Genomic DNA, 24319 nt, shown 5'->3' on the forward strand with positions numbered 1-24319 from the left:
CTATCATTGCGATAGAGTCTTTATTTGTTATTTCACTTCGCCACCTTCAACAACGAGGTCATCCGCTTTTGCAGCATCGCCGTAGGTTGGGTGAAGAGTTTTTTCATAAGCTTTGTGGAAGAAATTTTCTTTTCCAAGCTTTTGAATGTCATCGTTAATGAAATCGAGGAGTTCTTTGTTTCCTTTTTGAACCGCTGGTGCGATCGTATCTGGATCACCAAGTGAAGTAATTCCAACTTCGTATCCTTTGTTTTCAAGGGACCAAGCAAGGACTTCTGTGTTGTCTGTTGAGAAGGCATCGCCACGTCCATCTAGGAGAGCTTGATAGGCATCGCTGTATTGGTCATATTTTTGAAGTTTCACTTCTGGATGGTTTTTTTCGAAGTAGGTTTCAGCAGTAGTTCCCTTGGTTACGATCAAGGTTTTTCCTTCCAATTGTTTCACATCTGTGATGACCTTATCTTTAGGAGACACCACACCGAGTGAAACCTTCATGTAAGGAAGGGCAAAGTCTACTTGTTTCTTCCGCTCATCTGTAACGGTAAAGTTGGCTAAGGTGATATCCACTTTATTGGAGATCAAGTATTCCGCACGATTAGCCGCATCCACTGATACATATTTCGGTTTGACACCAAGGTCTTTAGCTAATTGGTTTCCTAGTTCGATATCGTAACCTTGGTATGCTCCATCGTTATCAACATAACCAAATGGTTTTTTGTCTCCAAAGACCGCGATACGAAGCTCGCCACTTTTCTTGATTTCTTCAATAGTACGTGCTTTCGAGCCGGTAGAAGAAGATGATGACTTGCTAGAGCCACATGCAGTGATAAAGAGCAAAGCGAGAGCGAAGGTAAAAAGAACTAAAATTGGTTTAATGATTTTCATAAAAATCTCCTTTATAGATATGAGCCAAATTGGCTAAAGTCAAATACATTTAAAAATTCTTGTGCTCGTTGGGTTTGTGGGTTGGTAAAGAAGGAGTGAGCACTTCCTTCTTCGGCAATTTTACCCTGATCCAAGAAAATGATCCGATCGGCAATGGCTTGTGCGAACTGTAACTCGTGGGTCACTAGAATCATGGTCCGTCCTTCTTGGGCCAGGTCGTTGATGAGTTCTAGGACTTCCCGGACCATCTCAGGGTCTAGAGAGGCTGTCACTTCATCGAAGAGGATAATTTCTGGATGCATGAGGAGGGAGCGAACGATGGCTACCCGTTGCTTCTGTCCACCAGACAACTGCCTTGCGTAGCTATGTTTCTTCTCCAAAAGACCGACCCGTTCCAGTAATTCTTCTGCTTCCTTGATGACTTCCTCTTTAGCTCGTCCTTGAGCTTTTGTAGGACCTAGGATCAGGTTTTGGAGGACGTCTAAATGGGGGAAGAGTTCATAACTTTGGAAGACCATCCCAATCTTTTGGCGGACCAGGTGGAAGTCTTTTTGATTCTTGGTAATGGATTGACCATCCAAGAGGATATCGCCAGCCTGGATAGTTTCTAAGCCATTGATACAACGAAGAAGGGTACTCTTACCACAACCAGAAGGTCCCAAGATCACTACGACCTCCCCTTTTTGAACCTTGAGGGAAAGTCCTTGGAGGATAGGAGTGTCTCCAAAGGATTTTTTTAGGTCCTTGATTTCTAAAATGGTTTCAGACATATTAATTCCTCCAGTGGTTTTCTAACTGTCCTGCTAATTTGGAAATAGGGAAGCAGACAATAAAGTACAAGACTAAAATGGTTCCATAAATCCAAAAAGAAGCGGTTGGGATGGTCAGGCGGTTGCTATCGATGATTTGTTGGCCGACCTTGGTAACTTCTACAACCCCGATGAGGACCACTAAGGAGGTTGTCTTTATCATACGGGTAATCAAGTTAATAGCTTGTGGAAGCAATCGTCTGAGAACCTGTGGGATGATGATGTAGTGATATAGTTGGACCTTGCTTAACCCTAAGGCTTGTCCACTTTCAAACTGGTGTTTTGGAAGAGAAGTGATAGCCCCTCGGACTAAATCTCCCATCTCAGCTGTTCCCCAAAGGGTAAAGACGATAATAGCTGAACTTTCACCAGAAATGTTGATGTTGAAATTGCGGGCTAAACCGAAGTATACGATAAAGAGCAAGACCAACTGGGGCATGATCCGGATAAATTCCAGATAAAAGCGAGTGAGCAGACGAATGACTTTTGAATGAGAAGTCATGACGATTCCAAGTAGGGTTCCAAGGATCATGGATAGGAAGACAGAGATAATGGAAATCCCAATGGTCACGCCCAAGCCTTGGAGTATCCGAAGGAGATTATTTCCCTGAAAGAGTACTTGGATTCCCGAATCCTGCATGGCGTAATCTCCTTTCTATCCAACTAAAGAGAAGTGAAATCGGTAGCAAGAGAAGTAGATAGGCAATGACCAACATGGTTAGAGCGATATCTGTCTCGTAATAGAGTCCGATCAAATCTTTTGCGACATACATGAGGTCAGCTAAAGCGACTACAGAGAATACAGAGGTCTCTTTAATCAGGAAAATGACATTGGCGCTAAAGGAAGGCAGAGCCACTGCGGTCGCTTGTGGTAGGATCACATAGCGAAAGACCTGTCTGGGTGTTAGCCCAATGGAGAGACCGATTTCATGCTGGGTTTGACTGACAGCTTCTAGACCGCTTCGGAAGGACTCGGCCATATAGGAACCACCTAAAAAGATGAGACCAATCGTTGCACAGACTTCTGAAGAAAGGACGATTCCTATCCTTGGCAAGCCAAAGTAGAGGAAGAAGAGCTGAATCAAGAGCGGTGTATTTCGAGAAAGTTCGATGTAACAGCCAGCTAGTTGACTTAAAATCGGTAGACGATAATGACGGATGATACTGACAATCAGTCCTAAAAGAAATGAACCTAAAATTCCCCACACAGCAATGTGTAAGGTCAAGAAAAAGGCCTGCTGGTAGAGTGGAAAATATTGTTCAACAATTGACCAATCCAAAAATGATTTCCTCCTCTCTAATAAGCAAGGAGAAAAGGAAACTACCTTACCGATTAGAAAATAATACAGTCATTGTAACACGAAAAAAATCATTTGAATAATATGGATAATTTATCAACTTGATAGATAAAATCTATCACCAATAATCGCATATGCAATGGCTCATCAAATGGGGTATAATAGGAGTAGAAGACACCGTAAAACCAATCAATCAGATTATAAAAGAGGAGGGATAAAGATGACAGATCAAGATCCAAAGTTTGAATCAAATCAAGAGCATCAAGGTGTGCCTGAAGCGGCTGTTCAGCAACCCATGATGGGGGAAGGTCCAGAGAACCCAGTTCAACCACAAATGATGGCGTTAGGACCAGAAAATACTGTTCCTAATACGGGACTTTTAACTTTTGTATTTTTCTTAAACATCGGCTATCTTGGACTGTTTATAGGTAGTGCTCTGATAGCGGGAGGATGGGCAATTGCCTTCCTATTCTTTTTGGGATATCATCTGACTTCTTATATTATTGCAACAGTCCTGCTTGGCATTGGAAGGACATTCGCCAGTAAGGAGATTCTATTTGTTTCTGTAGCTTTCTTTTTCATCTCCATGTTTTTGGCTGGTGATCCGGATTGGTTTCTATTTCGAATACCATCTATTATTTCCACTATCCTTGTCTTAATAGGGACCTTGCTACTGTAGGGATTAGAGTTGGATAGAGGTTAAGTTCAAAAGATATAGTTTCAAGCTATATCTTTTTCTTTTTATAAAAAAAAGAAAACTGGTGGAAAATCGTGATATAATAGTTAAGTTATATGGTCCCGATAAGGTGGTAGAAGCATCTACCAGTTCTTTGTAACTCTATAACGAATATTTTTTAAGGGGGGACATTTTTATGTCAGAACGTAAATTATTCACGTCTGAATCTGTATCTGAGGGGCATCCAGATAAGATTGCAGACCAAATTTCAGATGCTATTTTGGATGCTATTTTAGAGCAAGATCCAGAAGCACACGTGGCTGCGGAAACAGCAGTTTATACTGGTTCCGTGCATGTTTTCGGTGAGATTTCAACGACCGCTTATGTCGATATTAACCGTGTGGTTCGTGATACCATTGCAGAGATTGGTTATACCAATACTGAGTATGGTTTTTCTGCTGAGACGGTGGGAGTTCACCCATCATTGGTGGAACAATCTCCTGATATCGCTCAAGGAGTTAATGAAGCCTTGGAAGTTCGTGGAAACGCAGACCAAGATCCACTTGATTTGATTGGAGCTGGAGACCAAGGTCTCATGTTTGGTTTTGCGGTGGATGAAACTGAAGAACTCATGCCATTGCCAATCTCACTCAGCCACAAATTGGTTCGTCGTTTGGCAGAGCTTCGTAAGTCTGGTGAGATTACCTATCTTCGTCCAGATGCCAAATCACAAGTCACTGTTGAGTATGATGAAAATTACCAACCAGTGCGCGTGGATACAGTGGTTATTTCAACTCAACACGATCCAGAAGTTACCAATGAACAAATCCATGAGGATGTAATCAACAAGGTCATCAAAGAAGTGATTCCAGCTTCGTATCTTGACGATGAGACTAAATTCTTTATCAATCCAACAGGTCGTTTCGTTATCGGAGGTCCTCAAGGGGACTCAGGCTTGACGGGTCGGAAGATCATCGTGGATACCTATGGTGGTTACTCACGTCACGGTGGTGGTGCCTTCTCTGGTAAGGATGCCACTAAGGTTGACCGTTCAGCTTCTTATGCAGCTCGTTACATTGCTAAAAACATTGTTGCTGCAGGTCTTGCTAAGAAGGCAGAAGTGCAATTGGCTTACGCGATTGGGGTAGCTCAACCTGTATCTGTCCGTATTGATACTTTCGGTACAGGAACAGTAGCTGAAAGTAAACTTGAAAAAGCAGCTCGTGAAATCTTTGACCTTCGCCCAGCAGGGATTATCCAAATGTTGGACCTTAAACGTCCAATCTACCGTCAAACAGCGGCTTATGGACATATGGGACGGACTGATATTGATCTTCCATGGGAACGCTTGGACAAGGTAGAAGCCTTGAAAGAAGCGGTTAACTAAGTAGAAAGAAAGGAGGCTGGGACAAAAGTCCTAGCCTCTCAATTATCTTTGGATTGTCGAGCAAGACGCAGTGGTTGAGTGGGCTCTACTAAGCTGATTTCATCAGCTTTTACAGCCCTACTCAACTGTGCGGAGGTGGGACGACGAAATCGAATTTTAACGAATGACCGATTTCTGTCCCACTCTCTTTTTATGAAATAAATCTACAAATGTAAACAAAACTATTGACAAGAAAAAAAGAAGGTGTATAATTAAACTACAAATGTAAATATATTGTCTTTGATAGGAGATAGAAAGGAAAAACAATGGCGAAAATTTCAAGTGCGGAATGGGAAGTCATGCGGGTCCTTTGGACCAAGGGGGAAGCGACTTCTACAGAAATAACCAAGATTCTCTCCACCAAGCAGGATTGGTCAGCTTCAACGGTGAAAACCCTTTTGGGGCGGTTAGCAGATAAGGGTTATCTGACGAGTCGGAGAGAAGGTCGGACCTATTTGTACCAAGCTGTCCTCAATGAAGAAGAGGCCAATTTAACAGCTGTCCAAGAAGTCTTAAGTAAGATCTGTTTGACCAAGCATAGCCAATTATTGGGAAAACTGATCCAGCAAACACCAATGACCAAAGAACAGATGAAGGACTTGCAAGAAATCCTCGCATCCAAAGAAAGCGTGGAGCGGGTTCAATGTGATTGCCAACCAGGCCAATGTCACTGTGTCAATCATGTGGAGGAAGAGAAATGAAAGAAGAAACTTTTGTCGTCAATGGGATGACCTGTGCATCCTGTGTGATCAATGTGGAGAAAGCTGTCAACCATCTGGACGGAGTTGAAAAAGCGACAGTGAACCTAACCACTGAAAAAATGACAGTTGAATACAATGGGGAACCACTAAGTCCAGAAGCTATTTCAAAAGCGGTAGCAGATGCCGGTTATGAGGCAGTAGTATATAATCCAGATACAGCTAAGAGCCAAGAAGAGCGAGAAGGTGACAAGCTACAATTGATCCGAAAACGGCTCTTTTGGTCTTCCATCTTCACCCTACCACTCTTTTATCTAGCAATGGGGCCCATGATTGGCCTGCCTGCACCTGCATTTGTTTCACCTGATCAAGCACCAGTGGCTTATACTCTTATTCTTTTGGCCTTGACTATCCCTGTGATGATCTTCGGACGAGCCTTTTATCGAAATGGCTTCCGGACCCTTCTAAAAGGCCATCCCAATATGGATGCTTTGGTGGCTTTGGCTACTAGCGCAGCCTTTCTTTATAGTCTTTATGGAACTTATCACATTTTGCTTGGTCACCACCATCACGTTCATCAACTTTATTTTGAATCTGTAGCCGTGATTTTGACCCTGATTACTCTAGGTAAATATTTTGAAACCCTGTCCAAAGGACGTACTTCTCAAGCCATTAAAAAGCTCATGCATCTGGCGGCTAAAGAGGCAACAGTCCTACGTGATGGAAAAGAAGTAAAACTGCCTGTAGAAGACTTGGTCATTGGAGATCAGATTCTAGTCAAACCTGGTGAAAAAATAGCCGTTGATGGTCAAGTGGTTTCCGGACAATCAGCCATTGATGAAAGCATGCTGACGGGTGAATCTATCCCCATCCAAAAAAATGAAGGCAGTCCAGTTTACGCTGGTTCCATTAATGGACAAGGTAGTTTGGTCTATCAGGCTGAGAAAGTTGGACGGGATACCTTACTAGCACAAATCATTCAGCTGGTGGAAGATGCCCAACAAACCAAAGCACCGATTGCCAAGATTGCGGATCAAGTGGCAGGGGTCTTTGTCCCTGTAGTCATGGGGATTGCCCTCTTATCAGGCCTCTTTTGGTACTTCATCATGGGTGAGACCTTCACCTTTGCTATGACGGTAACGATCAGTGTCTTGGTCATTGCCTGTCCATGTGCCCTAGGCTTGGCGACTCCGACAGCCATCATGGTGGGGACAGGGCTAGGGGCAGAGCATGGAATCCTCTACAAGAGGGGGGATGTCCTTGAGTTAGCTCACCAAGCGCAAGTCTTGGTCTTCGATAAAACAGGGACCATCACTCAAGGTAAACCTCAGTTGTCTTCTTCCTATACCTATGGTCAAACGAACCATGCCTTACAAATACTAGCCTCTCTGGAAGCCAAGTCCGAACATCCATTGGGACAAGCTATTTTGGATGCTGCGAAAGAAGAGCATATAGACTTATTAGAGATGGAAAACTTCTCTAGTCTAACAGGAAGGGGCCTCACTGCTAACTATGGTGGGAAGGTTTATCTGGCTGGGAATCAAACGCTCATGGATGAGGAAGGAATCGATATTCATCTTGCCAAGGCTGACTTGGAGGACTTAACTCAGGATGGACAAACCCCGATTTTCTTAGCTGAAGATGGAAAACTCATGGCCCTATTTGGGGTAGCAGACCGGATCAAGGAAGATAGTTTAGAAATGGTTGTTAGCCTAGAAAAAATGGGCAAGAAGGTCATCATGCTGACTGGGGATAATGAACGAACTGCTCAAGCCATTGCCAAGAAGGCTGGAATCCAGCAGGTCATCAGTCAAGTTCTTCCTCAAGAAAAATCACGGGTAATCCAAGATTTGCAAGCAGAAGGCAAGTCTGTGATCATGGTGGGAGATGGAATCAACGATGCCCCAGCTCTTGCAACCGCGGATATCGGGGTTGCCATGGGATCTGGGACAGATATCGCCATGGAAAGTGCGGATATCGTAGTCATGAAACCACAATTAATGGATGTTGTCCGAGCCTTGGAAATTAGTCGTTACACAATTAAGACCATCAAAGAAAACTTGTTCTGGGCCTTTATCTACAATGTTTTAGCCATTCCGGTGGCGATGGGCCTTCTCTATCTCTTTGGTGGCCCACTCTTAAACCCGATGCTAGCAGGTCTAGCCATGAGTTTTAGTTCAGTATCTGTTGTACTGAATGCTCTCAGATTAAAGAGAAAGAAATTGTAAGAACTTGGAGAAAAACATCTCCTCATGCAAAAGAAAGGAAAATAATTATGTCAAAAACATACGAAATTACTGGAATGAAATGCCAAGGTTGTGCTAATGCTGTCACGGAAAAATTATCTGCTGTGAAAGGTGTGGAAGAAGTAAGTGTCAATTTAGAAAAGCATCAAGTAACCATTGAAGGAAAACCTTGGAAATGGTCTTTGAGTCGAGCTCTAAAAGGCAGTAAATACGAACTAGGAAATGAAGTGAAATAAAGTCAGAAAAGGCAGTCGGAAAAGGGCTGCTTTTTTGATTAAAAAGAATACACTACACTTAGAGCCAAACAGTTATTGGCATAAATAAATTAGGAAAAGGAGCGAAAATATAAAATAATAGTAAAACATAAAGTCGAGGTTTTCCAGGGCTTGAATTCATTGATATAAAGATAAGAAAGAGTGGAAAATGAAGCGTTTTTATGATATAATAGATGCGGTAATTTTTACCGAATGATTGAAAGAGCTTATATAAATTAACATGAAAAAAATTATTATTAATGGTGGTCGCCCTTTAAAAGGTGAGGTGACCATTAGTGGTGCCAAAAATAGCGTGGTAGCCCTCATTCCAGCGACTATTTTAGCAGACGAAATTGTGACCCTTGATGGTGTTCCAGATATTTCAGATGTGGCTAGCTTGATTGACATTATGACCCTCATGGGGGCAAAGGTGGAGCGAGATGGGGAGACTCTTATTATCGATCCACGTGGTGTACAGGATATGCCAATGCCATTTGGAAAGATTAACAGTCTTCGGGCATCTTACTATTTCTACGGAAGTCTTTTGGGACGTTATGGCCAGGCAACTGTCGGTCTACCAGGTGGATGTGACCTAGGTCCGCGTCCCATTGATTTGCATTTGAAGGCCTTTGAGGCGATGGGTGCTAAGATGACCATGGATGGTTCGAGTATGAATCTTTCCACAAATGGACAGCGTCTTCGTGGGGCAGCGATCTATATGGACACCGTAAGTGTCGGAGCAACTATTAATACTATTCTAGCTGCTGTCAAGGCGGAAGGTCGTACCGTTATTGAAAATGCTGCTCGTGAACCTGAAATCATTGACGTCGTGACCCTTCTCAATAATATGGGAGCACACATTCGTGGTGCGGGTACAGATATCATTACGATTGAAGGAGTGGACTATCTCCACGGCACGCGTCACCAAGTGATCCCTGATCGCATCGAAGCAGGGACTTATATCGCCCTTGCTGCAGCTGTGGGAGAAGGGATTCAAATTACGAATGTCCTCTATGAACATCTGGAAAGCTTTATTGCCAAGCTGGAAGAAATGGGAGTTCGGATGACCATTTCTGAGGATAGTGTGTTTGTTGAAAAGCAAGAAAATCTGAAAGCTGTTCATATTAAAACCTCTCCTTACCCTGGCTTTGCAACGGATTTGCAACAACCCTTGACTCCCTTGCTCTTGACCGCTAATGGAAAGGGAAGCATCGTAGATACCATTTATCAAAAACGGGTCAACCATGTGGCTGAATTGATGCGCATGGGTGCTACCATTGAAACAGTTGGTGATCGCATTGTTTACCAAGGACCAAATCAATTAACAGGTGCTCCAGTTAAGGCGACAGACCTGCGTGCAGGCGCTGCCTTGGTGATTGCTGGTTTGATGGCTCAGGGTAGAACAGAAATTACCAATATTGAGTTTATCCTTCGCGGCTATTCGCATATTATTGAAAAATTGCAACAATTGGGAGCTGACATCGAGCTGATTGATGAAGCATAACGAACGATTTTTATGAACATTTGGACGCAACTAGCAGCATTTTCATGTTTTGAAACAGAGCGCCTCTTCTTGAGGCCCTTTCTATATAGTGATGCCGCTGACTTTTATACCATATCCTCCAATCCAGAGAATTTGCCTTTTATTTTCCCAGCACAAACGTCCCTAGAGGAATGCCAGTATGTCTTGGCCAATTATTTTCTAAAGAATCCTTTAGGAATATGGGCGATTTGTGACAAGGGAACAGACCGTGTGATTGGATCGATTAAGTTTGAAAAGTTGGATGAAATAAAGAAAGAAGCAGAACTTGGTTATTTCTTACACAAGGACTATTGGGGTCAAGGCCTCATGACAGAGGTTGTCAAAGAGATCACCTTCTTGTCCTTTCAGGAATTTCATCTCAAACAAGTCCGAATTATTACCCATGTTGAAAATATTGCCAGTCAACAGGTAGCCTTACATGCCGGTTATAGCTTAAAACGGCAATTCAAGGGAAGTGACCGCTATACCCGAAAGATGCGGGATTATTATGAGTTCTGCATAGATAGAGGAGATCTCAATGAGTAAACACCAAGCGATCTTAGATTATTTGGAGAAACTACCAATTGGCAAACGTGTCAGTGTGAGAAGTATCTCGAACTATTTGCAGGTGAGTGATGGGACCGCCTATCGGGCCATTAAAGAAGCTGAAAATCGTGGAATTGTTGAAACGAGACCTCGTAGTGGGACTGTTCGTGTCAAGTCCAAAAAGGCTGTCCTAGAACATCTGACTTTCCGAGAGATTGTAGAAATTACTGGTTCGGAAGTCTTGGCAGGAAAAGAAGGGCTGGAACGAGAGTTCAACAAGTTTTATATCGGGGCCATGACAGAAGAGCATATTTTGGACTATGTCTCTGAAGGTGGGCTTCTTATTGTGGGAGACCGGACCAATATCCAGCGCCTGGCTCTTCAACATGACAATGCAGTTCTTGTAACGGGTGGCTTCGACGTTGATCCTTCTGTTTTGGAACTAGGTCGCAGTGGTCAAACTCCTATCTTACGTACCAAGCATGATACCTATACCGTGGCGACCATGATCAACCGTGCTCTCGCCAACATGCAAATTAAAACAGATATTTTAACGGTTGAACAAGTCTATTCGCCCATGCATGAATATGGTTTTTTACGGGAAACAGATACCGTACGAGATTATTTGGACTTGGTAAGAAAAAGCCGGTTTAGTCGTTTTCCTGTCGTCAATCAACACCAGATGGTTGTTGGAGTGGTGACCATGCGAGATGCCGGAGACAAGACACCCCAGACAACTCTGGACAAAGTCATGTCCCGTACGGTCTTTACGACAAACCTGTCTTCTAGTATCGCCAATGTTAGTCAACGCATGATTGCAGAAGATTTTGAGATGATCCCTGTCATTCGGAGCAATCAGACCCTATTAGGAGTTATTACCCGTCGTGCGGTCATGGACCGGATGAGCAAGGAACAACTGTCTGGCTTGCCTACTTTCAGTGAACAAATCAGTCAAAAAGTAGTTCTGCAAGCCAATCATTTTGAATTGACGGTTGAACCAAGTATGTTAGAAAAGAGTGGTGTTCTCTCGAATGGCGTTCTCACTGAAGTTCTCACAACAGTCACTCGCCAGCTCATGATGAATTCTGGAAAAAATTTAATTATCGAACAGCTCTTGGTCTATTACCTCCAAGCTGTTCAAGTGGACGATACCTTGCGGATTGAAACGCGTATTGTCCGCCAGACTAGACGATCAGCTATCATAGATTTTGATTTGTATTTGAATCTACAGTTGGTCACCAAAGCCACTGTCACTTTGAAAATTAATTAGAATGGAAGTAGGAAATAGATGATTACATTGAAATCACAGCGTGAAATCGAAGCCATGGACCGTGCAGGAGACTTTCTTGCTAGTATCCATATTGGCCTTCGGGATTTGATCAAACCAGGTCTCGATCTTTGGGAAGTAGAAGAGTATGTTCGACGTCGCTGTAAAGAAGCCAATGTTTTGCCCCTTCAGATCGGTGTAGAAGGAAGCTTGATGGACTATCCCTATGCGACGTGTTGTGGGATCAATGATGAAGTGGCTCACGCCTTTCCTCGCCACTATGTCTTAAAAGATGGTGACCTCTTAAAGGTGGATATGGTCTTGTCCGAGCCCTTAGACAAGTCTGTTGTTGATGTCTCAAAATTAGACTTTGATAATGTACCCCAGGTGAAAAAGTATACAGAAAACTACTCTGGTGGTTTGGCTGATTCTTGCTGGGCCTATGCAGTTGGGAATGTTTCCCAAGAGGTCAAAGATCTCATGGATGTCACCAAAGAATGTCTCTATAAGGGGATTGAACAGGCGGTTGTTGGAAATCGTCTAGGTGATATCGGAGCTGCCATCCAAGAATATGCTGAAAGCAAAGGCTATGGTGTAGTACGTGATTTGGTCGGTCACGGTGTAGGACCAACTATGCATGAAGAACCAATGGTGCCTCATTACGGACGTGCAGGACGTGGCTTGCGCTTACGTGAAGGGATGGTACTCACCATTGAACCAATGATTAATACCGGAACTTGGGAAATCGATACCGATATGAAGACAGGTTGGGCCCACAAAACCCTTGACGGTGGACTTTCTTGTCAGTACGAACACCAGTTTGTGATTACAAAAGACGGTCCGGTTATTTTGACCAGTCAAGGCGAAGAAGGAACCTATTAAAACAAGTAGAGAGGAAAGAATGGAGCTGAATATAAAAAACGGTTTCGCTCTTTTCTCTTTTTATGACTTTGTTTAGGGGAGGAAAGATATGAAAAAGTTTCTAAAATGGCTAGGCCAACGACCGTTTATTAAGGGGTTCCTGCGCTTTTATATGGCCTCTGAATCGGACATCACAAGTATAGCAGTAGCCTATTATTTATTGATTTCGATTCTCCCTTTATTGTTGATTGCAGCCAATATCCTCCCTTACTTCCAGATTCGTCCGACTCAGATTTTGCTGACCTTGCGTGAAGTATTACCTGCTTCCATGTACCGGATTGTCTTGCAAGTAATCTCAACGGTGCTTACCAAGCCGTCTACTGGTTTGCTGAGTTTCTCCATCATTTCGGCTTTATGGGTCTCCTCACAGTGTATCGCTTACCTGCAAAGGGCCTTCAATAAAAGTTATGGAGTGGAGAAGGAGCGGGGGATTATCTGGGCGAGAATCTTCAGTATTTTGATTAGTTTTGCTCTGCAAGGTCTGTTCGGTCTTTCTCTGGTTTTGACCATGTTTGGCCGGATGATTATTCGTTCCGTCTATGAGATTTTTAAGTTTGACGAAAGTATCTACCTTCGCCTCCTAAATATTTCAGGCCCTTCGGTTTACTTCCTGCTCTTTTTAACCTTGCTCTTGCTCTATTACACCCTACCCAATATCAAAATTCCAAAGTTTCGCTATGTCTTTCCAGGAGCCATCTTTGTGACAGCAGTCCTTTATTTGACCTTGAATATTTTCTGGAAATATGTTGATCACTACATCACGAGTTTCCTAGATGCTCGTTTCTTCGGGTCAGTCCTTTTAGCAGTTATTATGTTCTGGTTTATCCTGGTAGCTAAGGTGTTGATTATTGGCTGTATCTTAAATGCTAGTATTCAATATGCTATTGAAGCGAGATTTGAAACAAAAGACGGTGATGTGGTAGCTAAGTACAAATCTGCTCGAGTAGCTTTTCACCAAAAAGAGGCTTCATTCAAGCGTCGTTTCCGTCTTAAAAACTTGAGAAAAAATCAGGACTGATGTTAAAGAATAAAATAGGAGCAAGCCGGTTTTCAGCCGGCTTTTTTGTGGTTGTTATTTTTTGTTGCATTTGCAATAAAAACGTGATAGAATCATTCATAAAGAAAGGAGGAGCAGATGAAGGTTCTAAGAGAGATTGGCATCATAGCCCGAGCCTTAGATTCGATTGCCAATATTGAGTTCCGAGATTTGGAACTGGCAAGAGGCCAATACCTATATTTAGTACGGATTGGGGAGCAACCAGGAATTATTCAAGAGGAGTTATCCGATTTGTTAAAAGTGGATCGCTCAACAGTAGCCCGCTCTGTTAAAAAATTAGCTGATAAAGGTCTCATCCGAGAATTAACTGATCATTCCAATCGAAAGATAAAAAAATGGATTCTAACGGAAAAGGGACAAAAGCTTTATCGTTTTATCCTTTCTGAGCATGCTTATTCTGAGAACACCGCCTTAAAAGGTTTTTCACAGGCAGAAATCCTTCAATTAGAGGAATGGCTGGCTAAAATGAGGGAAAACGTAGCAGCGGATTGGGAGTTAGTGAAAATGGGTCAAAATAGAAACTATAGTGAGGAAAAGAAATGAAATTTACAGTAGATCAAGAGTTTTGGGACTTATTTCCCCAAGCACAAGTAGTGGTGATGACAGTAGAAGATATCGACAATCATGTTGACGAGAGTAAGGATCCTTATTTTAAGGATCTTCTCGACAAGGGAGTTGCACGATCAAAAGTCTTCATTGATGAAGAGCAGTTCACTGCTAGTCCAGTCGTTCAAGAATGGCGTCAGGCTTTTACCAAATTTAAGACCAAAAAAGGAGCTCGTTCTTCCATTGAAGCCTTATTGAAACGTGTGTCACAAGGACGGGAGTTTTATCCCATTAATCCGTTGGTTGATCTCTACAATAGTGTATCTCTTGCTTATGCTATCCCCTGTGGTGGTGAAGATATGGAAAAGTTAGCTGGAGGCTTATCTCTTGGAAAAGCCAAGGGGGGAGAGCCATTCTTCCCGCTAGGAGCGGAGGAGGATGCTCCAGCTTTGCCGGAAGAAATTATCTATTATGATCAAGAGGGAGCTGTTTGCCGTTGTTTAAACTGGCGGGAAGCCCAAAGGACCATGCTGACAGAAGAAACTCGACAGGCCATTCTTGTGATGGAAGCAGTGACTGAAGAGCAAGCAGAACGGGCCAAAGAAGCGATGGATGAATTAAAAGGCTTGGTCAAGGACTATTTTGGTGTGGAAGGAAAAATCTCTTATTTGAGCGCCCAAGAAGCTAGTCTAGAAGTATAAAAAAATACCGTCAGAGACCATAAGAGTTCTGACGGTTTTTTTTAGTTATTTGGAACTTACTTCTTATTTCGGAAGACAAAAAGTTTGCTGAAGACATAGTTCAAAATGACAATCATAAATTGAGCGGCAAAGGTTTCGATGGTATTAATTGCCGTCCGATTCATATTGACAAACTGGCCGATGATTTGCGGATACTGGGTCACAAAGATGGTGGTCATCAGGAGGTCCAGCACGAGGGTACCCATTCTAGCAAAAGAGAAAACAATCAACCGTTTCAACCAGCCTTTTCTTTCTTGTTTAAAGACAATAGTATCGTTAGTAGCAAAAGCAAAAAGTATTCCTGCAATATTTCCAATCAAGGTAGCTAGTTGTTCTTGGTCTGTCAGCTGGAAAACAATCAGCCGAGTAGCAACAGAAACAATCGTCGTAGCTACACCAAAGATTAGGTAGGACAAAATTTCATTATCAAAGATTCGATGGACTAGTTTTTTCATACAATTAGTCTATCATAATTCCCTTATTTGTGCTATACTTATAAAGTTGATTTGTCGAATGTAACTCGTTCAAATGAGCTTCATTGGCAAAGCTCAACCCTTGGTGCTTAGCTTCTTTCACCAAGCATATTAGACGCGGGAAAACCGCTAAAGGAGAAAACGATGAAAAACTATACTGTTCGTGACTTGGCACAGATTGCATTAGTTGCAGCTCTCTATGTGGCCTTGACCATTACGCCTCCGTTGAATGCTATCGGAAGCAACGAGATCCAATTCCGTGTTTCTGAAATGCTCAACTTCATGGCTTTCTACAATCGGAAATACATTTGGTCTGTTACCATTGGGTGTATGATTTCTAACTTCTTGAGTTATGGAATTGTCGACGTGATCGTTGGTGGTGGATCTACCTTGGTCTTCGTTACACTTGGAGTTTACCTATTTAAACGCTATGAAGAGACAGATCTCTTTAATGGATGGATTCGCAAGGATCATTTCTTATTCTCAATTTTCTTTGCCCTCTCTATGTTCACGATTGCCCTAGAATTGCATATTATAAACAAAACACCATTCTTCTTGAATTGGTTGACAACTGGTTTGGGTGAATTTGCTTCCCTGATTGTCGGAGCTATTTTGATCAAAAAGATTGCTCAACGAATTGATTTGACTCAATAATCCACTAGAGAGTGGGACAGAAATCGGTAATTCGTTAGAATTCGATTTCGTCGTCCCACCTCCGCACAGTTGAGTAGGGCTGTAAAAGCTGATGAAATCAGTGTAGTAGAGCCCAGTCAACCACTGCGTCTTGCTCGATAATTCAAAGACAATTGAGAGGCTAGGACTTATGTCCCAGCCTCTTTTTTTGATGCCATGGCTTCATCCGATTCATTCTGAAAAACGATATTTTTTCGCTAGTGAAGTAGTCAGAAAGCCCCCAGTAAAGCGTTTTTATGGTAAAATAGGGATATGGAAACCAGAATGAAAGAGCTAGTGACACTCCTGAATCACTATGCAGAAGAATATTATACAAAAGATGCTCCGTCCGTATCGGATTATGAGTACGATAAACTCTATCGGGAATTGGTCGCGTTAGAGGAAGCCCATCCGGAGTTGGTCCAGCCCAACAGCCCAACCCATCGGGTCGGAGGAACGATTCTTAAAGGGTTTGAAAAGTACCAGCATACTTACCCACTTTATAGCTTGCAGGACGCCTTTTCTTATGAAGAATTAGTGGCCTTTGATCAACGGGTTCGCAAAGAATTCCCTGCTGTCACCTATGTATGTGAATTAAAAATTGATGGACTGTCTATTTCACTTTCTTATGTCGAAGGAGTTCTTGAAACGGGTGCTACACGTGGGGATGGGAGCATTGGAGAAAATATCACTGAGAACCTTAAGCGAGTTCGCGATATTCCTCTAGTCTTGACAGAGCCTCTTACCTTAACCGTTCGCGGAGAATGTTATATGCCCCGTGCGTCTTTTGATGCTGTAAATTTGTCCCGTCAAGAAAATGGGGAGGCAGAGTTTGCGAACCCTCGGAATGCAGCAGCTGGTACTCTTAGACAGTTGGATACGAAGATTGTTGCAGAGCGAAAACTCGCGACCTTCCTCTATCAAGAAGCGAGTCCAACTGACCAAACGAGTCAAGAGAAGGTCTTAGCTAAATTAGAACGACTCGGTTTTGTTGTCAATCCTCATCACAAGACAGCGACTAGTATCGAGCAAGTCTGGGCCTATATTCAAGAAGTTGCAGCTATGCGAGACCAGCTTCCTTATGATATTGACGGGGTCGTGATTAAAGTAAATGATCTAGCTGTTCAAGAAGAACTTGGCTTTACCGTCAAGGCTCCCAAATGGGCAGTGGCTTACAAATTCCCAGCTGAGGAGAAAGAAGCAAAACTCTTGTCAGTTGATTGGACAGTCGGTCGGACTGGAGTGGTGACACCGACGGCTAATTTGACGCCAGTTCAGTTAGCTGGTACGACGGTTAGTCGAGCTACTCTTCATAATGTGGATTACATTGCTGAGAAAGATATTCGCAAGGATGATACGGTCATTGTTTATAAGGCCGGGGACATTATCCCAGCTGTCTTGCGTGTTGTCATGGATAAACGAGTATCAGAAGAGCGATTGGAGATTCCAAGTCACTGTCCGAGTTGTCAGAGCGAGCTTCTTCATTTTGAAGATGAAGTGGCCTTGCGTTGTATCAATCCCCGCTGTCCGGCTCAAATAAAAGAAGGACTCGCTCACTTTGCCAGCCGAGATGCCATGAATATAACAGGGCTGGGGCCAGCAGTGGTTGAAAAACTGTTTGCTAAAGAACTAGTTCAAGACGTAGCAGGTATTTATCGCCTAACCGTCGATGACCTCTTGCAATTGGATGGATTTAAAGAAAAATCTGCCCAAAAATTAGTAGATGCGATCCAGACATCAAAGGGAAATTCTGCTGAAAAACTATTGTTTGGTCTGGGAATTCGTCATGTGGGAAGTAAGGCTAGCCAGCTCTTGCTCCAGGAGTTTCATTCCATTCCAGCCTTAGCAGAGGCAGAAGTTGAAAAGATTGCGGCGATAGACAGTTTAGGAATGGTGGTTACAGAAAGTCTTAAGCGTTATTTTGCCCAGGAAGGCTCTCAACTTCTTTTAGAAGAGCTTAAGGATGCTGGGGTAAACTTAGATTACCTAGGACAAAAGGTTGCAGCGGACGCACCATTATCTGGAAAAACAGTTGTCTTAACTGGTAAACTGGAACGTCTAACACGTTCGGAAGCTAGGGCTAAATTAGAAGCCTTAGGGGCTAAGGTCACAGGCTCCGTGTCCAAGAAAACTGACCTATTAGTTGCAGGTAGCGATGCGGGAAGTAAATTAAGCAAAGCTCAGGAATTATCAATTGAAATACAGGATGAAGCCTGGCTTGAAAGTTTATAGAGGCATGTATGGAAAATAAGATTAAAAAAGCACGAGTGATATATAATCCGACCTCTGGTCAGGAAATCATTAAAAAGAACATCGCAGAAGTATTGGATGTGTTAGAGGATGTCGGCTACGAAACAAGTGCCTATCAGACCACTCCAGAGCCCTTATCAGCTCAATTAGAAGCAGAACGGGCTGCTAAAGCAGGATTTGATTTGATCATTGCTGCTGGTGGAGATGGGACCATTAATGAGGTAGTGAACGGGGTTGCTAGTCTCGAACACCGTCCCAAAATGGCTTTTATCCCTACGGGAACAACCAATGATTACGCACGTGCTCTGAAGATTCCGATGGGAAATCCAGTCGCTGCTGCGCGGATCATTGAGAAGAATCAAACCATTCAGATGGATATCGGACGTGCATACGGAAGTAAATATTTTATCAATATTGCTGCCGCAGGGACCTTATCTGAATTGACCTTTAGTGTGCCGAGTGAGGTGAAGTCGCGCTATGGCTACTTTGCTTATGTGGCTGAAGCGGTTAAGAAGTTCCCTAAAAATAAAACCCGCAAGGTGCGGATTGAGCACGACAATGGGGTCTATGTTGGACCAGTTTCGCTTGTCTTCGTGGCTTTGACCAATTCAATCGGTGGCTTTGAAAGTGTGGCCCCAGATGCTAAACTTGATGATGGGAATTTCACCTTGATTTTAGTGAAAACCGCTAAATTATTTGATATGTTGTCCCTCATTATGCAAGCCGTCAATGGTGGAAAACACGTCAACGATTCAAATATTGAATATCTTAAAACCTCTAAATTGAAGATTGAAGTTTTGGACAACAAGGAAGAGTTCAAGATCAATTTAGATGGTGAATACGGTGGAGATACACCGGTGGAACTGGAAGTCTTCCACAATCACTTGGAATTTTTTGCCAACATCGATGAAATTAATGACGATGCCTTGGTCCATTCAGAATACAAATCAGAAGAATAATGGTGAAATATTGCTGAGAGTGGGCAATGCCAGTTTCTTCTTACTTAGTTAATTAGGAAATAGGAAATACAATAGGATGCATCAGTATCAAGTAAAAATCCACTACCATCATCCCGTAGGTGATTATTTTGCCCGTGATATGTGGAAGTGGCATGAAGGAGTATGGGGAGAGGAAGTCTCTTTCTCCAAGCTCGATTATTTTGGAGTTGAGGGGCTCCTAGTTTATAACTGTGAGACACCTCAACACATTGGCCATGTCATCATCAAGGAAGGAAACTGGCTTAGTCAGTCGGATGAATACCATATTGAGCTTTTGCCAGAAGGGAAGGTGCGGGAAGTCTGGTTGATTCAAGGGGATGACACCGTTTATTATTCCTTGCAGGCTGCAATGACCAGTCATGAATACAGCCGTCGGAAACCACACGCTTTTGATATGGCGACCCACTATCAAGAATTTGATGCCAAATGGGGCTATCAGGGTTGGTTGGGGTATCGCCAGCAAGATGATGATTATCGCTTTAAACTTTGGGCACCTACTGCCAATAAAGTAGACCTTCTCATCTATGATTCTGTCGCCAATGACAGCAAGGTCTGGAAGATTGTCCCAATGGTTCGTGGTCAGAGAGAATCTAGCGACCATGTTCGCAATAACTGTGGTGTCTGGTATGCGGATGTCATGGGAAACCTCAGTGGACTAGCCTATCAGTATAAGGTTTATTTTGATTACCATACAGAGATTGCGCGTGATCCTTATACGATCGCTACCAGTGAAAATGGGAAAAAATCTGCCATTCTTTCTCATCAGGATTGCATCTTCCCTGCCTTTCAGTCAGAAGCTTATGAAAAGGCTGACTGGCGTCTGGATAATCCTTGTCAGGCGGTTGTCTATGAAATGCATGTCCGGGATTTGACCATTTCTCCGACTTCCGGTGTGGATGAAGCCTATCGAGGAACCTACCGAGGAGCTCACCAGACTGGGACAAAGAACGCCCAAGGAGATGCCACAGCCTTTGACTATATCAAGGAATTAGGGGTCAATGTGGTTCAACTGCAACCAGTGACCGACCGCTATAAGACCTATGATGAAGACGGGAATGTCCTCTACAATTGGGGCTATGATGTGCAGAATTACTCTGCTCCAGAGACTAGTTACTCGACCAAACCTCACGATCCTAAGACCACCATGCGTGAGTTAAAAGAAATGATACACGCCTATCATGAAGCGGGTATTTCGGTAGTCATGGATGTGGTCTATAATCATATCTATTCGACAGAAGATGGAGCCTTCCAAACAACCGTTCCTGATTATTACTACCGGATGAATCCAAATGGATCCTTCCAAAATGGTACAGGAGTTGGGAATGAGACGGCCAGTGAGCATGAGATGTACCGCAAATTCATGATTGATTCCTTGACGTATTGGGTAACAAAATATAAGATTGACGGTTTTCGCTTTGACTTAATGGGGATTCACGATGTGGATACCATGAATGAAATCCGTGAAGCCATGGACGCGATTGATCCGCGGATTCTCCTTTATGGAGAAGGTTGGGATATGGGGACAGGCTTGGCTCCAGAAGATAAGGCCAAAAAGAACAATGCTTATCAAATGGCCCAAGTCGGTTTCTTTAATGATACCTCTCGAGATGCCATTAAGGGAGCTGAAGTCTTCGGATCCATCAAACGTGGGTATGTTAGTCGGAAGTCTACAGAAGACATCATTGCGCGTTCCGTTCTGGGAAGTGCAGAGTTGGGATCCTTCCTAACTCCAAGTCAAGTACTCAACTATGTTGAAGCCCATGATAATTACAACCTCTATGATTTACTTTCTTATGTCCATCCAAATGATTCTCAGGAGAAAATTAAGAAGCAGGTAGAAATGGCGACAGCCATGAATCTCCTCTTCCAAGGGATGGCCTTTATGCAGGTTGGACAAGAGTTCCTACGAACCAAACTAGTTGCAACGGGCGAAGATGGAGAAGTGACACATGAAGATCGAGAACGGGCTATGAATTCCTATAATGCGCCAGATGCCGTCAACCAAGTCGATTGGGATTTAGTATCTGTCAACAAGGATACAATCGAATATGTGCGTCAAATCATTCATTTGAAGAAGACACTACCTGCCTTGTCCCTCGAATCTTATGAGGAGATTTATCAACATGTCTTTGTCCATACTGCCGATATGGGTAGTGGGGTTGTGGTCTTTGAATTGACCTGGGATAAACACTATTATGTTATCTTTAACACCAGTGGACTACCATTCTATCTCCAGAACGCAAATCATCTTGAGCTCCTTGTTGGAAATAGCCGAAACAAACGTCCATTCTATGTAGAGAATTTAACAGCATCTGTCTTTGAATGGAAGAAATGAGAGTGGGACAGAAATCGGTAATTCGTTAGAATTCGATTTCGTTGTCCCACCTCCGCACAGTTGAGTAGGGCTGTAAACGCTGATGAAATCAGCGTAGTAGAGCCCACTCAACCACTGCGTCTTGCTCGACAATCCAAAAATAATTGAGAGGCTAGGACTTTTGTCCCAATCTTATTTTAAATAGAAGATAATGCCCACTTAAAAATTAAAAATTTTCCTTAGGTGAGTACGGAGGTTAGGTGAAATTATCCAGTGGATGATTTCAGCAATGCAGGAAGTTCCAAGACTTAGTTTTGAACCTAAAGTTTCAAAACTCCCGAGTACTTGAAACACTATGTTTCAAGTACTTTTCTCACAGCGGAAAGTTTTAGATTTGCTTTAATAATCCAAGGTAATAGAAGTGTTTTTTAAAAAAGTCCAGCTTCCTTAAAGTAAAAACAGTTTGTCTATATTCAAAAATAAGATTGGGAGGTCCCAATCTTATTTTTTTTCTGATGAAGATGAGCTTGAGCTACTTGAGCTGGAATCTTCACTTGAAGAAGATGAACTGAACTGTTCAGGGTGGAGTTCCTTATAGCTTGGAGCTTTGAAGAGATCAACGGTTGATTGATTGCCTCTTTGGCTATAGAGGCTGGTTGAGGCATCCCCTTTTTCTTTTTCAATTTTCTTCAATGCTTTCATCGAGTTGTTGTAGGAGTAGTCATCTGGGTTAACTTTACCAAGATCATTTCCAGTGTAGAATCGTAAGAGGTCTCCTGTTTGGATACTATCACTAATCTTAAGTTGTAAATTCGCTGCCTCACGGATTTTATCCAGTTGCTCTTTCGTTGTTTCGTCCGGATTGGTGATTTCTTCACCAGTCTTGGTGTAATAGGTCCGGCCACTGTAACTTGTATACTCAGGAGTCACAAAGTAGTTAGCAGAACGGAAAGCCACGATTTGACTGTGATCAGGAGATAACAAGTCTTGACCAACTTGAAGGAAGTTCTTAGAATCAATGCCTAACAAGTGTTCCAATGTTGGAAGCATATCAATCTCTCCACCATAGGTCTCAATGACTTTTCCCTTGTTCATACCAGGAATGACCACCATATACGGTACCCGTTGCAACATGGCATTGTCATAACTTGACCAAGTCTCAGAGTTCTTATCAAGCAAAGGAGCCAGGGATGGATTTCGAGAATTAGAAATACCGTAGTGGTCTCCGTACAATACGATAATGGAGTTCTCATAAAGGCCAGAAGCTTTGAGATAATCGAAGAAGGCCTTGATAGAAGAATCTAAGTAGTTGGCTGTTGCGAAATAGCCATTAATGGTTTCATCTTGCGTCTCTGCAAGAGGGAAACCAATCTCGTCACCAATCAGACTCGTCGTATAAGGATAGTGATTGGAAACGGTAATGAACTTAGTATAAAACGGTTGTTGCATGTGTTCCAAGTACTTGATGGAATCCTTCAACATGATCTTGTCATTAAGTCCATACTGGAAGGAATTGGTTTCATCTTGCTTGGTAAAGTATGACGCATCAAAGAAGTAATGGTAGCCCCATTGTTTGTAGGCTGTATTACGGTTCCAGAAACTTCCGGCATTTCCGTGGAAAACAGCGCTGGATTGGTAACCATTCTTAGAAAGAATGAAAGGAGCTGCTTGCTGGGTATTGGTCCCACCGTAATTTACCATAAAGGAACCTTGGTTCAAACCGAACAAGCCTGTTTCAATCATGGTCTCTGCATCCGATGTTTTACCAGCTTTTACCTGGTTGAAGATATTGGCAAATGCAAAGGTTTCGTTTGAATGGTAGAGCGAGTTGATAAAAGGGGTCACTTCGTATTCTTTGTCATCGACTTTCAATTTATAGTCGATCAAGAATTGTTGGAAGCTTTCCAAATGGATATAGATGACATTTCGTCCCTTGGCGAGACCAAAAGTTTCAGGGTTTGGTTGAGCATAATGGCTAGCAACATACTCTTCAACTGGCTTCAAGTCAACTTCAGAAGCTTTTGAGCGTTCTTTATTGGCCATGTAGGTCTGGTTGGCACTGTAACCCAAGAAGGCTGGCAAACCAAGCGCACGAACCACATAGTAGTTGGAGAACCCACGCGTCAACAATTCTGGGCGGTCAATCTCTGCTAAGAAAAGGTTGGCCGAGAAGAGCATGGCAGAGAGCGAAGTCACTGCAAAACTTGCCCGTTTGTTAAAGGGACGGGGATCTAGTTTAACCAATTTCTTTAAGAAGAGGAAAGCTAGAATCGGGAAGTCTAAAACATAGATAATATCCCAGGGACGGAATAATTCTAAGGCTGCAGCTCCAAGACCAGCGGAAACCTTACTAGAGGCCAGCATGGTATTAACCGTTACGAAGTCTGTAAACTCACGATAATAAATCGAGTTGGAAATCAACCAGATAAATAAAATGACATAGATGCTAAAAGATAGCAAATAAAAGAGTTTGGTTCTCTTAATATAAAAAGCGAGACCAATCAATAAGAGGCTTAACGGTATCGGGTTAATGACCGCGAGAAAAACCTGATAGAAGCCTTGAATATCTAAATTAAAGTCTACTGTATAGGCCCACATGGTTTTAAACCAATAAAGCAACAGTAGGGTAAAGACAAATCCTAGTCTGGTACTCATAGCATCGAGTATCGTTTTGGTAATTTTTTTCACAAAAATATACTTCCTTGCCTTATTTCCTAAAAA

22 protein-coding genes and 1 riboswitch are annotated in these 24319 nt (G+C 42.8%); of the genes, 16 read left to right on the top strand and 6 right to left on the bottom strand.

Translation table 11 applies throughout. The features are described from left to right. Positions 1 to 27 precede the first annotated feature (27 nt). Genes AC3E8G_RS04860 through AC3E8G_RS04875 form a run of 4 tightly spaced genes read right to left on the bottom strand, consistent with a single transcriptional unit; the run spans position 28 to position 2974 of the window. Positions 28 to 885, bottom strand: coding sequence for a cysteine ABC transporter substrate-binding protein (locus tag AC3E8G_RS04860; RefSeq protein WP_414285832.1), 858 nt, complete (start codon positions 883 to 885; stop codon positions 28 to 30). An 11-nt stretch (positions 886 to 896) separates the two neighbouring features. After that, entirely contained in the window at positions 897 to 1655 is a 759-nt protein-coding gene (locus AC3E8G_RS04865) for an amino acid ABC transporter ATP-binding protein (protein ID WP_129269452.1), read from the bottom strand. 1 nt (position 1656) lies between these two features. Beyond that, positions 1657 to 2334, bottom strand: coding sequence for an amino acid ABC transporter permease (locus tag AC3E8G_RS04870; protein ID WP_238656669.1), 678 nt, complete (start codon positions 2332 to 2334; stop codon positions 1657 to 1659). Continuing rightward, the gene (locus tag AC3E8G_RS04875) at positions 2294 to 2974 is read right to left on the bottom strand and encodes an amino acid ABC transporter permease (RefSeq protein ID WP_233331375.1); all 681 of its coding nucleotides are present in this window, start codon (positions 2972 to 2974) and stop codon (positions 2294 to 2296) included. The genes AC3E8G_RS04870 and AC3E8G_RS04875 overlap by 41 nt, the downstream gene beginning before the upstream one ends. A 238-nt stretch (positions 2975 to 3212) precedes the next feature. Here AC3E8G_RS04875 and AC3E8G_RS04880 point away from each other — a divergent pair, with 238 nt between their 5' ends. From AC3E8G_RS04880 to AC3E8G_RS04935, 12 genes are all read left to right on the top strand, one after another. After that, positions 3213 to 3671 carry a hypothetical protein gene (locus AC3E8G_RS04880; protein ID WP_414285833.1) on the top strand — a complete coding sequence of 153 codons (459 nt, stop codon included), beginning with the start codon at positions 3213 to 3215 and terminating at the stop codon, positions 3669 to 3671. A gap of 193 nt (positions 3672 to 3864) precedes the next feature. Further along, the gene (gene metK / locus AC3E8G_RS04885; protein WP_490677149.1) at positions 3865 to 5055 is read left to right on the top strand and encodes a methionine adenosyltransferase; all 1191 of its coding nucleotides are present in this window, start codon (positions 3865 to 3867) and stop codon (positions 5053 to 5055) included. A gap of 305 nt (positions 5056 to 5360) precedes the next feature. After that, complete coding sequence (locus AC3E8G_RS04890) at positions 5361 to 5795, top strand: CopY/TcrY family copper transport repressor (RefSeq protein ID WP_490677150.1); 435 nt, start codon at positions 5361 to 5363, stop codon at positions 5793 to 5795. After that, positions 5792 to 8020, top strand: coding sequence for a heavy metal translocating P-type ATPase (locus tag AC3E8G_RS04895; protein ID WP_490677151.1), 2229 nt, complete (start codon positions 5792 to 5794; stop codon positions 8018 to 8020). The genes AC3E8G_RS04890 and AC3E8G_RS04895 overlap by 4 nt, the downstream gene beginning before the upstream one ends. A gap of 47 nt (positions 8021 to 8067) precedes the next feature. After that, positions 8068 to 8274, top strand: coding sequence for a copper chaperone CopZ (copZ, locus tag AC3E8G_RS04900; protein ID WP_490677152.1), 207 nt, complete (start codon positions 8068 to 8070; stop codon positions 8272 to 8274). 259 nt (positions 8275 to 8533) lie between these two features. Then, positions 8534 to 9796: a UDP-N-acetylglucosamine 1-carboxyvinyltransferase gene (gene murA, locus AC3E8G_RS04905; RefSeq protein WP_061564092.1), complete on the top strand. Its 1263-nt coding sequence runs from the start codon at positions 8534 to 8536 to the stop codon at positions 9794 to 9796. A 12-nt stretch (positions 9797 to 9808) separates the two neighbouring features. After that, complete coding sequence (locus AC3E8G_RS04910; RefSeq protein WP_048688090.1) at positions 9809 to 10360, top strand: GNAT family N-acetyltransferase; 552 nt, start codon at positions 9809 to 9811, stop codon at positions 10358 to 10360. Further along, entirely contained in the window at positions 10353 to 11630 is a 1278-nt protein-coding gene (spxR, locus tag AC3E8G_RS04915) for a CBS-HotDog domain-containing transcription factor SpxR (protein ID WP_233331383.1), read from the top strand. The genes AC3E8G_RS04910 and spxR overlap by 8 nt, the downstream gene beginning before the upstream one ends. Before the next feature lie 18 nt (positions 11631 to 11648). Continuing rightward, positions 11649 to 12509: a methionyl aminopeptidase gene (locus AC3E8G_RS04920; protein WP_125330045.1), complete on the top strand. Its 861-nt coding sequence runs from the start codon at positions 11649 to 11651 to the stop codon at positions 12507 to 12509. An 88-nt stretch (positions 12510 to 12597) separates the two neighbouring features. Further along, complete coding sequence (locus AC3E8G_RS04925) at positions 12598 to 13566, top strand: YihY/virulence factor BrkB family protein (protein WP_490677153.1); 969 nt, start codon at positions 12598 to 12600, stop codon at positions 13564 to 13566. Positions 13567 to 13683: 117 nt separating this feature from the next. Next, complete coding sequence (locus AC3E8G_RS04930; RefSeq protein ID WP_490677154.1) at positions 13684 to 14148, top strand: MarR family winged helix-turn-helix transcriptional regulator; 465 nt, start codon at positions 13684 to 13686, stop codon at positions 14146 to 14148. Next, positions 14145 to 14852, top strand: coding sequence for a B3/B4 domain-containing protein (locus tag AC3E8G_RS04935; RefSeq protein WP_272083539.1), 708 nt, complete (start codon positions 14145 to 14147; stop codon positions 14850 to 14852). Before AC3E8G_RS04930 ends, AC3E8G_RS04935 begins: the two co-directional genes overlap by 4 nt. Before the next feature lie 56 nt (positions 14853 to 14908). Here the strand turns inward: AC3E8G_RS04935 and AC3E8G_RS04940 are convergent, their stop codons facing one another. After that, complete coding sequence (locus AC3E8G_RS04940) at positions 14909 to 15346, bottom strand: GtrA family protein (RefSeq protein WP_490677155.1); 438 nt, start codon at positions 15344 to 15346, stop codon at positions 14909 to 14911. Positions 15347 to 15374: 28 nt separating this feature from the next. Further along, positions 15375 to 15511, top strand: a riboswitch (PreQ1 riboswitch). Between AC3E8G_RS04940 and AC3E8G_RS04945 the strand changes: the two genes are divergently transcribed. From AC3E8G_RS04945 to pulA, 4 genes are all read left to right on the top strand, one after another. Beyond that, on the top strand, positions 15509 to 16018 hold the full coding sequence (locus tag AC3E8G_RS04945; RefSeq protein WP_490677156.1) for a QueT transporter family protein: 510 nt from the start codon (positions 15509 to 15511) through the stop codon (positions 16016 to 16018). Its footprint overlaps the riboswitch before it by 3 nt. A gap of 291 nt (positions 16019 to 16309) precedes the next feature. Continuing rightward, positions 16310 to 18268, top strand: coding sequence for an NAD-dependent DNA ligase LigA (gene ligA, locus AC3E8G_RS04950; RefSeq protein WP_490677157.1), 1959 nt, complete (start codon positions 16310 to 16312; stop codon positions 18266 to 18268). An 8-nt stretch (positions 18269 to 18276) separates the two neighbouring features. Continuing rightward, positions 18277 to 19245, top strand: a complete 969-nt coding sequence (locus AC3E8G_RS04955; RefSeq protein WP_490677158.1) for a diacylglycerol kinase family lipid kinase — start codon at positions 18277 to 18279, stop codon at positions 19243 to 19245. Positions 19246 to 19321: 76 nt separating this feature from the next. Beyond that, on the top strand, positions 19322 to 21619 hold the full coding sequence (gene pulA / locus AC3E8G_RS04960) for a type I pullulanase (RefSeq protein ID WP_490677159.1): 2298 nt from the start codon (positions 19322 to 19324) through the stop codon (positions 21617 to 21619). A gap of 480 nt (positions 21620 to 22099) precedes the next feature. Here the strand turns inward: pulA and AC3E8G_RS04965 are convergent, their stop codons facing one another. Then, the gene (locus AC3E8G_RS04965; RefSeq protein ID WP_490677160.1) at positions 22100 to 24286 is read right to left on the bottom strand and encodes an LTA synthase family protein; all 2187 of its coding nucleotides are present in this window, start codon (positions 24284 to 24286) and stop codon (positions 22100 to 22102) included. Positions 24287 to 24319 lie beyond the last annotated feature (33 nt).

Source organism: Streptococcus sp. SCPM-O-B-15294 (M123) (assembly GCF_058200455.1).

Excerpts from the sequence above, each read along its gene's own strand:
- AC3E8G_RS04860 (WP_414285832.1), bottom strand. The coding sequence starts at position 885 with ATGAAAATCATTAAACCAATTTTAGTTCTTTTTACCTTCGCTCTCGCT.
- AC3E8G_RS04865 (WP_129269452.1), bottom strand. The coding sequence starts at position 1,655 with ATGTCTGAAACCATTTTAGAAATCAAGGACCTAAAAAAATCCTTTGGA.
- AC3E8G_RS04870 (WP_238656669.1), bottom strand. The coding sequence starts at position 2,334 with ATGCAGGATTCGGGAATCCAAGTACTCTTTCAGGGAAATAATCTCCTT.
- AC3E8G_RS04880 (WP_414285833.1), top strand. The coding sequence starts at position 3,213 with ATGACAGATCAAGATCCAAAGTTTGAATCAAATCAAGAGCATCAAGGT.
- metK (WP_490677149.1), top strand. The coding sequence starts at position 3,865 with ATGTCAGAACGTAAATTATTCACGTCTGAATCTGTATCTGAGGGGCAT.
- AC3E8G_RS04890 (WP_490677150.1), top strand. The coding sequence starts at position 5,361 with ATGGCGAAAATTTCAAGTGCGGAATGGGAAGTCATGCGGGTCCTTTGG.
- AC3E8G_RS04895 (WP_490677151.1), top strand. The coding sequence starts at position 5,792 with ATGAAAGAAGAAACTTTTGTCGTCAATGGGATGACCTGTGCATCCTGT.
- copZ (WP_490677152.1), top strand. The coding sequence starts at position 8,068 with ATGTCAAAAACATACGAAATTACTGGAATGAAATGCCAAGGTTGTGCT.
- murA (WP_061564092.1), top strand. The coding sequence starts at position 8,534 with ATGAAAAAAATTATTATTAATGGTGGTCGCCCTTTAAAAGGTGAGGTG.
- AC3E8G_RS04910 (WP_048688090.1), top strand. The coding sequence starts at position 9,809 with ATGAACATTTGGACGCAACTAGCAGCATTTTCATGTTTTGAAACAGAG.
- spxR (WP_233331383.1), top strand. The coding sequence starts at position 10,353 with ATGAGTAAACACCAAGCGATCTTAGATTATTTGGAGAAACTACCAATT.
- AC3E8G_RS04920 (WP_125330045.1), top strand. The coding sequence starts at position 11,649 with ATGATTACATTGAAATCACAGCGTGAAATCGAAGCCATGGACCGTGCA.
- AC3E8G_RS04925 (WP_490677153.1), top strand. The coding sequence starts at position 12,598 with ATGAAAAAGTTTCTAAAATGGCTAGGCCAACGACCGTTTATTAAGGGG.
- AC3E8G_RS04930 (WP_490677154.1), top strand. The coding sequence starts at position 13,684 with ATGAAGGTTCTAAGAGAGATTGGCATCATAGCCCGAGCCTTAGATTCG.
- AC3E8G_RS04935 (WP_272083539.1), top strand. The coding sequence starts at position 14,145 with ATGAAATTTACAGTAGATCAAGAGTTTTGGGACTTATTTCCCCAAGCA.
- AC3E8G_RS04940 (WP_490677155.1), bottom strand. The coding sequence starts at position 15,346 with ATGAAAAAACTAGTCCATCGAATCTTTGATAATGAAATTTTGTCCTAC.
- AC3E8G_RS04945 (WP_490677156.1), top strand. The coding sequence starts at position 15,509 with ATGAAAAACTATACTGTTCGTGACTTGGCACAGATTGCATTAGTTGCA.
- ligA (WP_490677157.1), top strand. The coding sequence starts at position 16,310 with ATGGAAACCAGAATGAAAGAGCTAGTGACACTCCTGAATCACTATGCA.
- AC3E8G_RS04955 (WP_490677158.1), top strand. The coding sequence starts at position 18,277 with ATGGAAAATAAGATTAAAAAAGCACGAGTGATATATAATCCGACCTCT.
- pulA (WP_490677159.1), top strand. The coding sequence starts at position 19,322 with ATGCATCAGTATCAAGTAAAAATCCACTACCATCATCCCGTAGGTGAT.